The organism is Geodermatophilus nigrescens (assembly GCF_900129495.1).
GTDB lineage: Bacteria > Actinomycetota > Actinomycetes > Mycobacteriales > Geodermatophilaceae > Geodermatophilus > Geodermatophilus nigrescens.
The window spans coordinates 310,180-323,592 of sequence record NZ_FQVX01000001.1 but is presented as its reverse complement, the minus strand read 5'-3'; the positions used below and the strand labels follow the sequence as shown (position 1 = coordinate 323,592).

The 13,413-nt window shown below is 75.7% G+C and carries 12 protein-coding genes and 1 tRNA gene; 8 read left to right on the top strand and 5 right to left on the bottom strand.

The window, feature by feature from the left end; all coding sequences use genetic code 11:
• Window positions 1-70 precede the first annotated feature (70 nt).
• Genes BUE37_RS01500 through sp36 form a run of 3 tightly spaced genes read right to left on the bottom strand, consistent with a single transcriptional unit; the run spans window position 71 to window position 1,519 of the window.
• A complete protein-coding gene (locus BUE37_RS01500; RefSeq protein WP_073418183.1) occupies window positions 71-862 on the bottom strand; it encodes an NUDIX hydrolase in 792 nt (263 codons plus the stop codon).
• Window positions 859-1,335: a RidA family protein gene (locus tag BUE37_RS01495; protein WP_073418181.1), complete on the bottom strand. Its 477-nt coding sequence runs from the start codon at window positions 1,333-1,335 to the stop codon at window positions 859-861. The genes BUE37_RS01500 and BUE37_RS01495 overlap by 4 nt, the downstream gene beginning before the upstream one ends.
• 10 nt (window positions 1,336-1,345) lie before the next feature.
• Window positions 1,346-1,519 carry a Sp36 family protein gene (gene sp36, locus BUE37_RS23205; protein WP_139252784.1) on the bottom strand — a complete coding sequence of 58 codons (174 nt, stop codon included), beginning with the start codon at window positions 1,517-1,519 and terminating at the stop codon, window positions 1,346-1,348.
• A gap of 115 nt (window positions 1,520-1,634) precedes the next feature.
• On the opposite strand from sp36, the gene bagA reads away from it, so the two are divergent.
• The 3 genes from bagA to BUE37_RS01480 are packed head-to-tail and all read left to right on the top strand — an operon-like array spanning window position 1,635 to window position 6,186.
• Entirely contained in the window at window positions 1,635-2,591 is a 957-nt protein-coding gene (gene bagA / locus BUE37_RS01490) for an ATPase BagA (protein ID WP_245794230.1), read from the top strand.
• Window positions 2,588-3,814, top strand: coding sequence for an ATPase BagB (gene bagB / locus BUE37_RS01485; protein ID WP_073418177.1), 1,227 nt, complete (start codon window positions 2,588-2,590; stop codon window positions 3,812-3,814). Before bagA ends, bagB begins: the two co-directional genes overlap by 4 nt.
• A gap of 41 nt (window positions 3,815-3,855) precedes the next feature.
• Complete coding sequence (locus tag BUE37_RS01480) at window positions 3,856-6,186, top strand: transglycosylase domain-containing protein (RefSeq protein WP_083628421.1); 2,331 nt, start codon at window positions 3,856-3,858, stop codon at window positions 6,184-6,186.
• Window positions 6,187-6,207: 21 nt separating this feature from the next.
• On the opposite strand, the gene BUE37_RS01475 is transcribed toward BUE37_RS01480, so the two are convergent.
• A complete protein-coding gene (locus tag BUE37_RS01475; protein ID WP_073418173.1) occupies window positions 6,208-6,660 on the bottom strand; it encodes a GatB/YqeY domain-containing protein in 453 nt (150 codons plus the stop codon).
• Window positions 6,661-6,730: 70 nt separating this feature from the next.
• Here BUE37_RS01475 and BUE37_RS01470 point away from each other — a divergent pair, with 70 nt between their 5' ends.
• From BUE37_RS01470 to BUE37_RS01450, 5 genes are all read left to right on the top strand, one after another.
• A complete protein-coding gene (locus BUE37_RS01470) occupies window positions 6,731-7,642 on the top strand; it encodes a metallophosphoesterase (protein WP_073418171.1) in 912 nt (303 codons plus the stop codon).
• Window positions 7,643-7,735: 93 nt separating this feature from the next.
• Window positions 7,736-7,809: transfer RNA gene (locus BUE37_RS01465), tRNA-Pro, on the top strand.
• A 104-nt stretch (window positions 7,810-7,913) separates the two neighbouring features.
• The gene (locus tag BUE37_RS01460) at window positions 7,914-9,266 is read left to right on the top strand and encodes a hemolysin family protein (protein WP_073418169.1); all 1,353 of its coding nucleotides are present in this window, start codon (window positions 7,914-7,916) and stop codon (window positions 9,264-9,266) included.
• Window positions 9,263-10,387 carry a hemolysin family protein gene (locus tag BUE37_RS01455; RefSeq protein WP_073418167.1) on the top strand — a complete coding sequence of 375 codons (1,125 nt, stop codon included), beginning with the start codon at window positions 9,263-9,265 and terminating at the stop codon, window positions 10,385-10,387. The genes BUE37_RS01460 and BUE37_RS01455 overlap by 4 nt, the downstream gene beginning before the upstream one ends.
• 4 nt (window positions 10,388-10,391) lie before the next feature.
• A complete protein-coding gene (locus tag BUE37_RS01450; protein ID WP_073419447.1) occupies window positions 10,392-12,188 on the top strand; it encodes a S9 family peptidase in 1,797 nt (598 codons plus the stop codon).
• Here BUE37_RS01450 and BUE37_RS01445 read toward each other — a convergent pair.
• Window positions 12,121-13,407, bottom strand: a complete 1,287-nt coding sequence (locus tag BUE37_RS01445) for a glycosyltransferase 87 family protein (protein ID WP_073418165.1) — start codon at window positions 13,405-13,407, stop codon at window positions 12,121-12,123. The genes BUE37_RS01450 and BUE37_RS01445 overlap by 68 nt on opposite strands.
• Window positions 13,408-13,413: the final 6 nt, after the last annotated feature.

Genomic DNA, 13,413 nt, shown 5'->3' with positions numbered 1-13,413 from the left:
GCCCCCGCGACCGGTCCACACACGAGAGCCCCCGATCCGACAGGACCGGGGGCTCTCGCGTTCGACCGTCCTAGGACGGGAGCGGCACGACCAGGCCGATCCGCGTGCCGTCGGGGAGCTCGGCGAAGCGGCCCTCCGGGGTGCGCACCAGCTCCGGCATGATCGGGTGCAGCGGCTCTGGCGGGCTGCCCGCCAGCGCCGCCGCCACGTCCGCGAACGGGGCGAGCTGGCCGAGCGTGTGGATCGTCGGCGGCAGCATCGGCCGCGTGCCGGCCCGCATCTCCGCCAGCGCGGCCTCCGGCGTCAGCCAGCTGGCCTCGTCGGCCTCGCCGGAGACGTCGCGCGCCTCCTGGCCGACCGGCAGCGCCGCCGCGAAGAAGCGGGTGTCGTAGCGCCGCGGCTCCGCCGGCGGGGTGATCCAGTGCGCGAAGGGCCGCAGCAGGTCCGCGCGCAGCGCGAGGCCGCGGGCCGCCAGCAGCTCGGCGAGCGACAGCTCACGGGTGAGCAGCGCCTGCCGCTGCGTCTCCCACTCGTCGCCCGACACGTCCGGGACGACGTCGCCGCCGGGCTCGCCGGCGAGCAGGACGCCGGCCTCCTCGAACGTCTCGCGCACCGCCGCGCAGACCAGCTCGCGGGCCACCCGCTCGTCGCAGCCGAGCGCCACCGCCCACTCCGCCGGCGAGGGACCGGTCCAGGCGACGTCGGTGTCGCCGTCGCGCGGGTCGACACCGCCGCCCGGGTAGGCGGTCATCCCGCCGGCGAACGGCATGCCGCGGGTGCGCCGCAGCAGGTGGACCTCCAGGCCCGCCCCGCCGTCGCGCAGCAGCAGGACCGTGGCCGCCGGGCGGACCGCCGCGGTCATCCCCTCAGCTCGACGGTCAGCTCGACCTCGACCGGGGCGCCCAGCGGCAGCTCCGCGACACCGACGGCGCTGCGCGCGTGCCGGCCGGCCTCGCCGAACACCTTGCCGAGCAGCTCGCTGGCGCCGTTCACCACGCGCGGCTGGCCGCTGAAGCCCTCCGCGCTGGCCACGTAGCCGACGACGCGGATGACCCGGGCCACCTGGTCGAGGCCGACCAGGTCGTCGACGGCGGCCAGGGCGTTGAGCGCGCAGAGCTTCGCGTCGGCGGCGGCGTCCTCGGGGTCGACCGACCCGCCGACCTTGCCGGTGCGGCGCAGGCCGCCGTCGACGAAGGGCAGCTGGCCGGAGGTGAACACCAGCTGGCCGCAGCGCACGGCCGGGACGTAGGAGGCGACCGGCGCGGCGACCGGGGGCAGCCGGATGCCGAGCTCGGCCAGCCGGGCGTGCCAGCTCTGGGGCTGCGCGGAGGTCATCGCGGCGGCCTCAGGACAGCGGGCGCTTGAGGTACGCGACCGGCTGCTCGGAGCCGGACGGGCCGGGCAGCACGGTGACCAGCTCCCACCCGTCGGTCCCCCACGAGTCGAGGATCGCCTTGGTGTTGTGGATCAGCAGCGGGATGGTGGCGTACTCCCACCTGCGGCGGGCCGGTTCGCTCATGGGGCCCGACGCTAGCGCAGCGGCGGGGGTCCGTCGGCCCGCGGGCGGGCCGACGTTGCGCGGGGCTCCTAGTCTGGACCGGGTGAGCCCCGACCTGCCCGTCCGCTGTCACGTCGTGACCGGGAAGGGCGGGACCGGCAAGACGACGGTCGCCGCCGCCCTGGCCCTGGCCCTGGCCGCCGAGGGGCGGACCGTCCTGCTGGTCGAGTGCGAGGGCCGCCAGGGCATCGCCCAGCTCTTCGACACCCCGCCGCTGCCCTACGAGGAGCGCCGCGTCGCCGTCACCCGCGGCGGCGGGGAGGTGCGCGCGCTGGCGATCGACGTCGAGGAGGCGCTCCTCGAGTACCTCGAGATGTTCTACAACCTCCGCCGCGCCGGCCGGGCGCTGCGCAAGATGGGCGCGGTCGACTTCGCCACCACCATCGCCCCGGGCCTGCGCGACGTGCTGATCACCGGGAAGGTCAAGGAGGCGGTCACCCGCCGGGTCGACGGGCAGCGGGTCTACGACGCCGTCGTCGTCGACGCCCCGCCCACCGGCCGGATCACCCGGTTCCTCAACGTCACCAGCGAGATGGCCGGGCTCGCCCGCTCCGGCCCGATCAAGACCCAGAGCGACGGCGTCATGGCCGTGCTGCGCTCCCCGCAGACGGCGGTGCACCTGGTCACCCTGCTCGAGGACATGCCGGTGCAGGAGACCGCCGACGCCATCGCCGAGCTCGCCGACGCCCAGCTGCCGGTCGGCTCGGTGATCGTGAACATGGCCACGGAGCCCGTCCTGCCGGAGCCGGAGCTCGTCCGGGCCGCCGAGGGCCGGCTCACCGGGGCCGACCTCGTGCCCGGCCTGACGGCCGCCGGCCTGCCCGCCGACGCCGACCTCGCCGACGCGCTGGCCGCCGAGACGGTCGAGCACGCCCGCCGCTGGGCCGCGCAGGACGCGCTGCGCGCCCGCGTCGAGGGCCTGGGCCGCCCGACCGTGGAGCTGCCGCTGCTGCCCGGCCCGATGGACCTCGGCTGCCTGTTCGAGCTGGCCGGCCGCCTCGAGGAGTCCCTCGGCGCGGAGGTGGCCGCGTGAGCGCCGCCCCCGCCGACGGCGCCCGCGCCGGCCGCGCGGCCGGCACACCGCGGCAGGCCCCGGCGATGGACCTGTCGGCCCTCGTCGACGACCCGGACACCCGGATCGTCGTCTGCTGCGGCTCCGGCGGCGTCGGCAAGACGACGACGTCGGCCGCGCTCGCCCTGGCCGCCGCCGAGGCCGGCCGCCGCGTCGTCGTCCTGACCATCGACCCGGCCCGCCGGCTGGCCCAGTCGCTGGGTCTCGTGGAGCTCGACAACGAGCCGCGGCGGGTCGACGTCCCGGGGGCCCCGGGCGAGCTGCACGCGATGATGCTGGACATGAAGCGGACGTTCGACGACATCGTGTCCGCGCACTCGACGCCCGAGCGGGCCGAGCAGATCCTGGCCAACCCCTTCTACCAGACCCTGTCCTCGTCGTTCTCCGGGACGCAGGAGTACATGGCGATGGAGAAGCTCGGCCAGCTGCGGGCGGCCGACACCTGGGACCTGATCGTCGTCGACACGCCCCCGTCGCGGTCCGCGCTGGACTTCCTCGACGCCCCGAACCGGATGAGCCGCTTCCTCGACGGCACGATGATCCGGGTGCTCACCGCGCCCGCGCGGGCCGGCGGGCGGGCCGGGTTCAAGTTCGCGAGCGCCGGGTTCATGCTCTTCACCCGCATCATCAGCAAGGTGCTCGGCGGCCAGCTGCTGCGCGACATCTCCGCGTTCGTCAGCGCCCTGGACACCATGTTCGGCGGGTTCCGCGAGCGGGCCACGGCCACCTACGAGCTGCTGCGCCGGCCCGGCACCTACTTCGTCGTCGTGGCGACGCCGGAGCCCGACGCGCTGCGCGAGGCCTCCTACTTCGTCGACCGGCTCTCGGCCGAGGGCATGCCGCTGGCCGGCCTCGTGCTCAACCGCACCCACCCGCCGGCGGACACGCGGCTGTCGGCCACCCGCGCCGAGGCGGCGGCCGAGGCGGCCGAGGACGACGGGCTGGTGTCCGGCGCGCTGCGGGTGCACGCCGAGCGGATGGCCCTCGCCGCGCGCGAGCAGCGGCTGGCCGACCGGTTCACCAGCGCCCACCCCGAGGTGGCCCTGCGGACCGTCCCGGCGGCGGCCGGCGACGTCCACGACCTCGAGGGCCTGCGGGTCATGGGCGAGGCGCTGACCGGCGCCGACGGCGACACGCCGACGGGCGTGCCGCGCACCCGGGTGCTGCCCGCGCGCCGCGGCTGATCACCGGTCCGGGGGCGGCGCGGCACGTACCCTTCCGGGTGATGTCCGAGGTGTCCCGTGGCCGGGTGCTGGCCAAGCTCGTCGCGATGATCGTGGTGGCCGGCGCGCTGGTCGCCGGCCTGATGCTGCCCTTCGTGGGCGGCACCGGGGTGGTGGCCCGCAACTCCGCCTCGCTGCTCGACGCGCTGCCGGTCGAGCTCACCGACGCGACGCCGGCGGGCAACTCCCGGGTGCTGGCCTCCGACGGGTCGCTGATCACGAACTTCTACGCCAACAACCGCACGGTGGTCACCTCCGACCAGATCGCCGACGTGATGAAGCAGGCCCTCGTCGACATCGAGGACTCCCGCTTCTACGAGCACAACGGCCTCGACGTGCAGGGCACGCTGCGCGCCGCGGTGACCAACCTGTCGGCCGGGTCGGTGCAGGAGGGCGGCTCGACGATCACCCAGCAGCTGGTCAAGCAGACCCTGCTGGAGACCGCCGACAGCGCCGAGGAGCGGACGGCCGCGACCGAGCAGGACGGCGTCGAGGGCCTGTCGCGCAAGCTGCGCGAGGCCCGTCTCGCCCTCGCCCTGGAGGAGACCTATCCCAAGGACGAGATCCTCACCCGCTACCTGAACATCGTGTACTTCGGGCAGGGCGCCTACGGCATCCAGGCCGCCGCCCAGCAGTACTTCAGCGTCAACGCCGTCGACCTCACCCTCCCCCAGGCCGCCATGCTGGCCGGGCTGGTGCAGAGCCCGGCCAACGACGACCCGATCACCAACCCGGAGAACGCCCAGACGCGGCGCAACCAGGTGCTGCAGCGGATGTTCGACCTCGGCCACATCTCCGAGGCCGAGCTGACCGAGATCTCCGCCCAGCCGGTCGCCGTCGCCCCCGGCGTCCGCCCGGCCAACGGCTGCATCGACGCCGCCGTCGGCGGGTTCTTCTGCTCCTACATGCAGGGCTACCTCACCGGCGTCCTCGGGATCACCCAGGAGCAGCTGGACAACGGCGGCCTGACCATCCAGACGACGCTGGACCCGCAGCTGCAGGTGCTCGGCGACCAGGCCGTCCTCAACACCCTGCCGATGGGCGCCGAGCTCGCCGGCATGTTCACCGCCGTGCAGCCGGGCACCGGCGCGGTCCTGGCGATGAGCGTCAACCGCCGCTTCGGCTGCTCCGACCCCGACTGCGAGTCCGTCGTCCTGCACACGGCCGCCAGCAAGGGCGCCGGGTCCACCTACAAGGTCTTCACCGCCGCGGCGGCGCTGGAGGCCGGCATCCCGGCCAACACCGTCATCACGACGCCGGGCAACCAGTACACCTCGCGGGTCTTCCGCGGCCCGGGCTGCAACGACGACGACCGCAACACCACCACCGCGCGCGGCATGTACTGCGTGCAGAACGCCGGCAACTACCCCGACACCCTGGACATGGTCGGCGCGCTGGTCCGCTCCTCCAACACCTACTTCCTCGCCCTGGAGGACCGCCTCGGCAGCGTCGAGGGCCCGGTGCGGATGGCCGAGCGGATGGGCATGACGTTCGACCAGCCCACCCAGAACTCCGCCGACACGATCATCGACGGCAACTTCGGCTCCTTCACCCTCGGCGCCGAGGCCACCAGCCCGCTGGACCTGGCCAACTCCTATGCCACGCTCGGCGCCCAGGGCACCCGCTGCACCCCGGTCCCGGTGGTCCAGGTGCTCGACCGCGCCGGCCAGCCGCTCACCGGGGACGACGGCCAGCCGCTGGTGCGCGGCGACAACTGCACCGCGAACGCGATCCCGGCCAACGTCGCCAACACGCTGAGCCAGATCCTCGTCGGCGACGTCGCCACCCCCGCCGGCACCGGCACCCGGGCCGCCATCGCCGGCCACCAGATCGCCGGCAAGACCGGTACCGCCCAGGGCCGCGACTCCGTCGCCTTCGTCGGGTTCATGCCCGAGTACTCCGCGAGCGTCATGGTCTTCAACCCGAAGGCCCAGCAGGACGTCGGCGGCTACGGCGGCAACTTCCCGGCGACCATCTGGCGCAACGCCATGGCGCCCTACCTCGAGACCCGGCCGACCTCGACGTTCCCGCCGGCCGACCCGGCGCTGATGAACGGCGGCCGCGGGGCCGCCACCCCCGCGCCGGACGCGGGGCAGGTGCCGACCGACCCGGGCGTGGTCGCGCCGGGCACGGCGACCGACGGCGCCCCCGCCGACGGCGGCCCCCAGGGCACCGGCGCGCAGGGCGGCGTCCCCCAGGGCGGGCCCCAGGGCGGCGCCGGCACCGACGGCGGGCGCGACGGCGGTCCCGGTGGGGGCGCGGGCGGCGGGTTCGGCGGAGGTCCCGGCGGGGGTCCCGGCGGCGGTGGTCCCGGCGGTGGCGGCGGGGGCTGACCCCGCCGCGCGGCCGGTCCGTCAGCCGAGCTGGCGGCGGACCTCCGCGGCCACCCGGCCACCCTCGGCCCGGCCCGCGACCGCGGCGTTGGCCGCGCCCATGACCCGGCCCATGTCCTTCATGCCGGTGGCCCCGGTGCGGGTGACCACGTCGGCGACGATCGCGGCGAGGTCGGCGTCGTCGAGCTGGGCCGGCAGGTAGCCGGCGACGACCTCGCCCTCGGCCCGCTCGCGGCCGGCCTGCTCGGCGCGGCCTGCGGAGTCGAACGCCTCGGCGGCCTCCCTGCGGCGCTTGGCCTCGCGGCGCAGCACGCCGAGCACCTCGTCGTCGGACAGCTCCCGGGCCTCCTTGCCGGCGACCTCCTCCGCACTGACCGCGGCGAGCACCATGCGCAGCGTGGCGGTGCGCAGCTCGTCGCGGGACTTCATGGCGGCGGTCAGGTCGGCGCGCAGCTGATCCTTGAGGTCGGACACGCCTCCAGCCTGGCACGACGCCCCCGTCCGCTCGGCGCGGGCCGGTGATCGCCACCCGTACGCTCGGCCCGTGCGCTGGTACACCGCCCTCCCCACGGCCGCCGTCGCGGCGGGTGCCTCGACCGTCGCCTACGCCTCGCTCTACGAGCGCACCCGCTGGACGCTGCGCCGCTTCGACGTCCCGGTGCTCGCCCCCGGCTCGGCGCCGCTGACCGTGTTGCACCTGTCGGACCTGCACATGACCGCCGGGCAGCGCTCGAAGCAGGACTGGGTCGCCGCGCTCGACGGGCTCGAGCCCGACCTCGTCGTCGACACCGGCGACAACCTCGCCGGCCACGACGCCGTCCCGGCCGTGCTGCGCTCGCTGGACCCGCTGCTCGACCGGCCCGGCGTGTTCGTCACCTCGTCCAACGACTACTACGCGCCGCGGCCGAAGAACCCGTTCAGCTACTTCACCCGCACCACGAAGCGGGTGCACGGCGACGAGCTGCCCTGGCGCGGCATGCGCGACGCGTTCACCGGCCGCGGCTGGCTCGACCTGACCAACGCCCGCGGCGAGCTGACCGTCGCCGGGCGGCGGATCTCCTTCGCCGGCCTGGACGACCCGCACCTGAGGCGGGACCGGTACGACGACGTCGCCGGGCCGGCCGACCGCACGGCCGACCTCCGCATCGGCGTCGTCCACTCCCCCGAGCCGCGGGTGCTCGACCGCTTCGTCGCCGACGGCTACGACCTGCTGCTGTGCGGCCACACGCACGGCGGCCAGCTGCGGGTGCCGTTCTACGGGGCGCTGGTCACCAACTGCGGCATCGACCGCGACCGCGCCCGGTGGCTGCACCGGTGGGCCGGCCCCGCGCCGGAGCGCCCGGCGGGCACCTGGCTGCACGTGTCGGCGGGCCTGGGCACCAGTCCCTACGCGCCGGCGCGCTTCGCCTGCCCGCCGGAGGCGACGCTGCTCACGCTGACCGCGCGGGAGCCGTGACGAAGGACCCCGTTGCCCCCCACCCCTCGCACGCTCGGCGCGGGACCCTGCAGCGGGGCCGCCTGAGCTGACAGGTACAGTTCTCCTCACAGCCGGGGTGTGGCGCAGCTTGGTAGCGCGCGTCGTTCGGGACGACGAGGCCGCAGGTTCAAATCCTGTCACCCCGACCCACCACCGAGGGGCCGCCGGAAGGCGGCCCCTCGGTGCGTTCCGGGCCACGTTCCGGGTGCGTTCCGGTTGAGTCCGGGCCGCAGCGGGCACCCGTGCCCTGATGACCGAGTGGTTGCTCCTCCTCGCCGCCGTGGTGCTCACCGCGCTGACCGGCTTCTTCGTCGCCGCCGAGTTCTCGCTCACCACCGTCGACCGCGGCCGCGCCGAGGAGGCCGCCCGCGGTGGGGACACCGGCGCGGCCGGCGTGGTGACCGCGCTGCGCTCCCTGTCCACGCAGCTGTCGGCCGCCCAGCTGGGCATCACGCTCACCACGCTGGTCGTCGGCTACCTCGCCGAGCCGGCGATCGGCCAGCTGCTGCACGGCCCGCTCGAGGCGCTGGGACTGTCGCAGGCCGCGGCCACCGGCGTCTCCTACGGCCTGGCCCTGGCGCTGGCCACGACGCTCCAGATGCTGCTCGGTGAGCTCGGGCCGAAGAACCTGGCGATCGCCAACCCGCTCGGCGTGGCCCGCGTCGTCGCGCCGGGCATGCGCCTGTTCACCGCCGCCACCGGTGTCCTCCTCCACGCCCTGCAGCGGCTGGCCAACGCGATCGTGCGGCGGCTGGGCTTCGAGCCGCGCGAGGAGCTGGACTCCGCCCGTGGGGCCGACGAGCTGGCCGCCGTCGCCCGCCGGTCGGCCGAGGAGGGCGACCTCTCCCCCGTCGCCGCCCGCCTGCTGCAGCGCTCGCTGGGCCTGCGCGCCAAGTACGCCACCGACGTCATGACCCCGCGGACCCGGCTGTGGACGCTGCGGGCCAGCGCCACGGCGGCCGACGTCATCGCCGCGGCCACCCAGTCCGGCAACTCGCGGTTCCCCGTGTACGGCTCCGACCTGGACGAGGTGACCGGCGTGGTGCACGTCAAGCGCGCTGTCGCCGTCCCCGAGGCGGAGCGCTCGTCCCGCACCGCCGGCGAGCTCGCCGACCCGGTGCTCGCCGTCCCGTCGTCCCTGCGCCTGGAGCGGCTGATGGACCTCCTGCGCGAGCAGGGCCTGCAGATCGCCCTCGTCGTCGACGAGTGGGGCGCCACGCACGGCGTCGTGACGCTGGAGGACATCGTCGAGGAGCTCGTCGGCGAGATCACCGACGAGACCGACCGGCCGCTGCGCACGCTGCGCCGGGTCGACGACCGCCGCTGGGTGCTCTCGGGCCTGCTGCGCCCCGACGAGGTGCTCGAGCGCACCGGCATCGCGGTGCCGGAGGGCCGGTGGGAGACGCTGGCCGGCTGGCTGGCCGAGCACCTGCAGCGGCTGCCGGAGGTCGGCGACACCGTCGAGCTGGACAGCGCGCGGCTCACCGTCGAGTCGCTGGACGGCCGCCGGGTCGCCCGGATCGCCGCCGAGCGGACCGTGGAACCCCAGTACGGCGCGACGGCGGCCTCCCGGCTGCGCGCGGAGCGGGAGGTCGCGGCGTGAGCGACGTGATCAGCCTGCTGATCCTGGTGGCGCTGCTGCTCGGCAACGCCTTCTTCGTGGCCGCCGAGTTCGCGCTGGTGTCGGCCCGGGTGGACCAGATCGAGCCCCGCGTCGACGCCGGGTCCGCCCGGGCGGCGAAGACCCTGGCCGCGATGCGCAACGTCTCGCAGAACATGGCCGGCGCCCAGCTCGGCATCACGCTGTGCTCGCTGGGCCTGGGCGCCGTCGGCGAGCCGGCCGTCGCCCACCTCATCGAGGCGCCGCTGCACGCCGCCGGCGTCCCCGACGCGCTGCTGCACCCGATCGCGCTGGTGATCGCGCTGTCGCTGGTCACCGTGCTGCACATGGTGCTCGGCGAGATGGTGCCGAAGAACATCACCATCGCCGGGCCCGACCGGGCGGCGCTCGCGCTCGGCCCGCCGCTGGCCGCCTTCACCCGGCTGCTCAAGCCGGTGATCTGGTTCTTCAACACCACGGCCAACGCGTTCGTCCGGCTGTTCGGCGCCACCCCGACCGACGAGGTGGCGGCGAGCTTCGACGAGACCGAGATCCGCTCGATGATCACCCAGTCGCGGCGGGAGGGCCTGCTCGGCACCGAGGTGAGCGAGCTGGCCGCGGGCGCGCTGACCTTCGAGCAGCACGCCGTCGAGGACGTGCTGCTGCCGATGGACACCGTCGTCACGGTGCCGCGCTCGACCACGCCCCGGCAGCTGGAGGCCGTCGTCGCCGAGCACGGCTTCAGCCGCTACCCGGTGCAGGGCGAGGACGGCAGCCTGCTGGGCTTCGTGCACGTCAAGGACGCCCTCGGCGTCACCGGCGCCGACCGCGACCGCCCGATGCCCGACGAGCACGTGACGCCGCTGGTGCCGATCGCGCCGGGGACGAAGCTGCCCGAGGTGCTGTCGGAGATGCGCGCCCAGGGCGCCCACCTCGGCGGCGTGGTGGCCCAGGAGGACGGCCGGCGGCGCACCGTGGGCCTGGTGGCGCTGGAGGACGTCCTGGAGCTGCTGATCGGTGACGTCCGCGACGCCGCCGCCGAGCACACCCGCCAGCTCGCCGACCGCGCCGCCCGCGGCCGCCGGACCGGTGCCGAGGCGGGAGCGGGCGCCGGGGGAAGATGACCGGGTGAGTGCACCCGCCCTCCCCCCGGAGGTCACCGCCCGCTGGCAGGCCCGCTTCCGCGCCCCGCGGGTGAGCCTGCCCGACTGGGCGCTGCGGGCGCCGGACCGCTCGCTGTACGCCTCCGACGTCAGCGGCGTCGTCGAGCAGTACGCCTGGGACCGCGGCACCGACGCCCACCGGCAGGCCACCGACCGGCCCAACGGCACGCTCATCGGCACGCTGTCCCCCGACGGCGAGCAGATCTGGTGGTTCGCCGACACCGACGGCGACGAGTTCGGCGTGTGGATGGTGCAGCCCTTCGCCGGCGGCGAGGACCGGGTCGCCGTGCCCGAGGTGGGCCCGGCCTACCCCGCCGGGCTGGAGATCGGCGCCTCGCTCGTGGCGATCGGCCGCTCCACCGACGACGGCAGCGAGCTGTGGCTGGCGCCCGCCGGCGGGACGCCGCGGGTGGTCTACCGGCACGAGGACCCGGCGTCGGTCGACGCGCTCACCCTCGACGACGAGCTGCTGGTGGTGTCGCACTCCGAGCACGGCGACCCGCGCTACCCGGCGCTGCGCGTGCTCCGGACGGCCGACACCACCGAGGACGCGCCCGCCGTCGTCGCCGAGAAGTGGGACGGCGAGGGCCGCGGCCTGCACGCGCTGGAGTTCGCCCCGCTGCCCGGCGACCGGCGGCTGCTCGTCGGCCACGAGCGCCGCGGCCGCGAGGAGCTGCTGGTCTGGGACGTCGCCGCCGACACCGAGACCGAGATCGTCCTCGACCTGCCCGGCGACGTGACCGCCGGCTGGTACCCCGACGGCTCGGCGCTGCTCGTGGGCCACGACCACGCCGCCCGCAGCGAGCTGTACCGCTACGACCTCGGCACCGGGACGCTCGAGCGGCTGGACACCCCGCCCGGCGTCGTCCGCGGGGCCACCGCCCGGCCCGACGGAAGCGTGGAGCTGGCCTGGTCGTCGTCGGAGCGCCCGCCGGTGATCCGCCGGGCCGACGGCCCCGTGGTGCTCGCCGCGCCCGGCGAGGAGCCGCCCGCGGCCCACCCGGTGGAGGACCGCTGGGTGCCCGGCCCGGGCGGCGACGTGCACGCGCTGCTGGTCCGCCCGGCCGGCGAGCCGCCGTACGCGACGGCGTTCCTCGTGCACGGCGGCCCCGAGTCCGCCGACGACGACAGCTACCGCGCGCGGCGGGCGGCCTACGTCGACGCCGGGTACGCGGTCGTGCACGTCAACTACCGGGGCTCCACGGGCTACGGCAGCGCCTGGCGCGACGCGCTGACCGGCTGCCCGGGCCCGACCGAGCTCGAGGACGTCGCCGCCGTCTACGACGCGCTGGTCGCCGAGGGCCTGCTCGACCCGGCGCGCGCGCTGATCACGGGCGGCTCGTGGGGCGGCTTCCTCACCCTGCTGGCGCTGGGCACCCAGCCCGAGCGCTGGGCGGCCGGCATCGCCGAGGTGCCGGTGGCCGACTACCTGGCCGCCTACGAGGACGAGATGGAGGGCCTGCGGGCCTACGACCGGGCGCTGTTCGGCGGCTCGCCGGAGGAGGTCCGGGAGCGGTACGAGCGCTCGTCGCCGATCACCTACGTCGAGCAGGTGCGCGCGCCGGTGCTGGTGGTGGCCGGCGCCAACGACCCGCGCTGCCCCATCCGGCAGATCGAGAACTACCTGGGCCGGCTCGAGGAGCTCGGCCGGCCGCACGAGGTGTACCGCTTCGACGCCGGGCACGGCTCCCTGGTCATCGAGGAGACGATCCGCCAGGTGGAGACGGCGCTGTCGTTCGCTCTGAGGCACGTACGGCCCTGACCCCCCGGGCGGGGAGCACGGCCACCACGACCAGCGTCACCAGCAGGTAGAGGTCCTCGACGACGATGCCGGCCACCCCGCGCTCGTGGTGGTGGCCCGTGGTCGCGAAGGCGAACCAGATCGCCGACGACGCCAGCACGCCCGCGGCCACCGCCGCCAGCGACCCGGCGAGCACCCGGGGCCGGTCGCGCCACCACCGCGGGGCGGGCACGGCGGGCGGCGTGCCGGCGGCGACGTCGACCAGCACGACCAGCGCCGGCACCAGCCAGACGAAGTGGTGCGACCAGCTGATCGGGCTCACCAGGCAGGCGGCCAGGCCGGTGAGCGCGACCCCGGCCAGGTCGTCACCGGCCCGCGCGGCGCGCACCGCCCGGGTCAGGACGAACGCCAGCGCCGCAGCGGCGAGCAGCGCCCAGACCAGCCGCGGCGGCTCGGCGGGGTCGGTGAGCCGCGCCAGCGCACCGAGCAGCGACTGGTTGGACGTCTTGTCCAGCTTGCCCACGCGCTCGGTCTGCCACAGCGTCTCGGTCCAGAAGCGCCACGACGTGCCGGGCACGACCGCGAACGCCAGCAGCGTGGCCGCGGCGGCGGTGCCGATCGCCACGGCGGCGGCGCGGGTGCGACGGGTGAGCAGCAGCCAGACGACGAACAGGCCGGGGGTGAGCTTGACCGCGGCGGCCAGCCCGATGCCGACGCCGGCCCACCGCGAGCCGCGCCGCAGCGCCGCGACGTCGGCGAGCACCAGCGCCATCAGGAACAGGTTGACCTGGCCGAAGCCCATCGTCTCGCGCACCGGCTCGAGCACGAACAGCAGCGGCAGCGCGAGCACCCACGCCCACGGCAGCGGCCAGCCGTGCCGCCGGGCGAGCGGCGTGAGCAGCCACCACGCCAGCCCGCCCAGCACGACGACGTTGAGCAGCACGTGGCCGGCCGCGACCACCGGGTAGGGCAGCAGCGCCATCGGCAGCACCAGCAGCGCCGCGAACGGCGGGTAGGTGAAGCCGTAGGGGCTGCGGCCGTAGGTGAAGTCGTAGAGCGGCTGCCCGTCGAGCCACCAGGCCACCGCGCCGCGGTAGACGCGCAGGTCGAAGAAGTCGTGCCAGGGGTCGTTGGGGACGACCACCGACACCCAGGCGACGACGCCGACCAGTGCGGCGAACAGCCCGACGCCGGCGGCGACGCGCCGCCGGCTCGTCGCGCCGGCCCGGGTGCCGGCCACGGGAGC

Bases quoted from the DNA above. Each gene is read 5' to 3' on its own strand.
- BUE37_RS01500 (WP_073418183.1), bottom strand. From the start codon at position 862: ATGACCGCGGCGGTCCGCCCGGCGGCCACGGTCCTGCTGCTGCGCGAC.
- sp36 (WP_139252784.1), bottom strand. From the start codon at position 1,519: ATGAGCGAACCGGCCCGCCGCAGGTGGGAGTACGCCACCATCCCGCTG.
- BUE37_RS01495 (WP_073418181.1), bottom strand. From the start codon at position 1,335: ATGACCTCCGCGCAGCCCCAGAGCTGGCACGCCCGGCTGGCCGAGCTC.
- BUE37_RS01460 (WP_073418169.1), top strand. From the start codon at position 7,914: ATGACCGAGTGGTTGCTCCTCCTCGCCGCCGTGGTGCTCACCGCGCTG.
- BUE37_RS01480 (WP_083628421.1), top strand. From the start codon at position 3,856: ATGTCCGAGGTGTCCCGTGGCCGGGTGCTGGCCAAGCTCGTCGCGATG.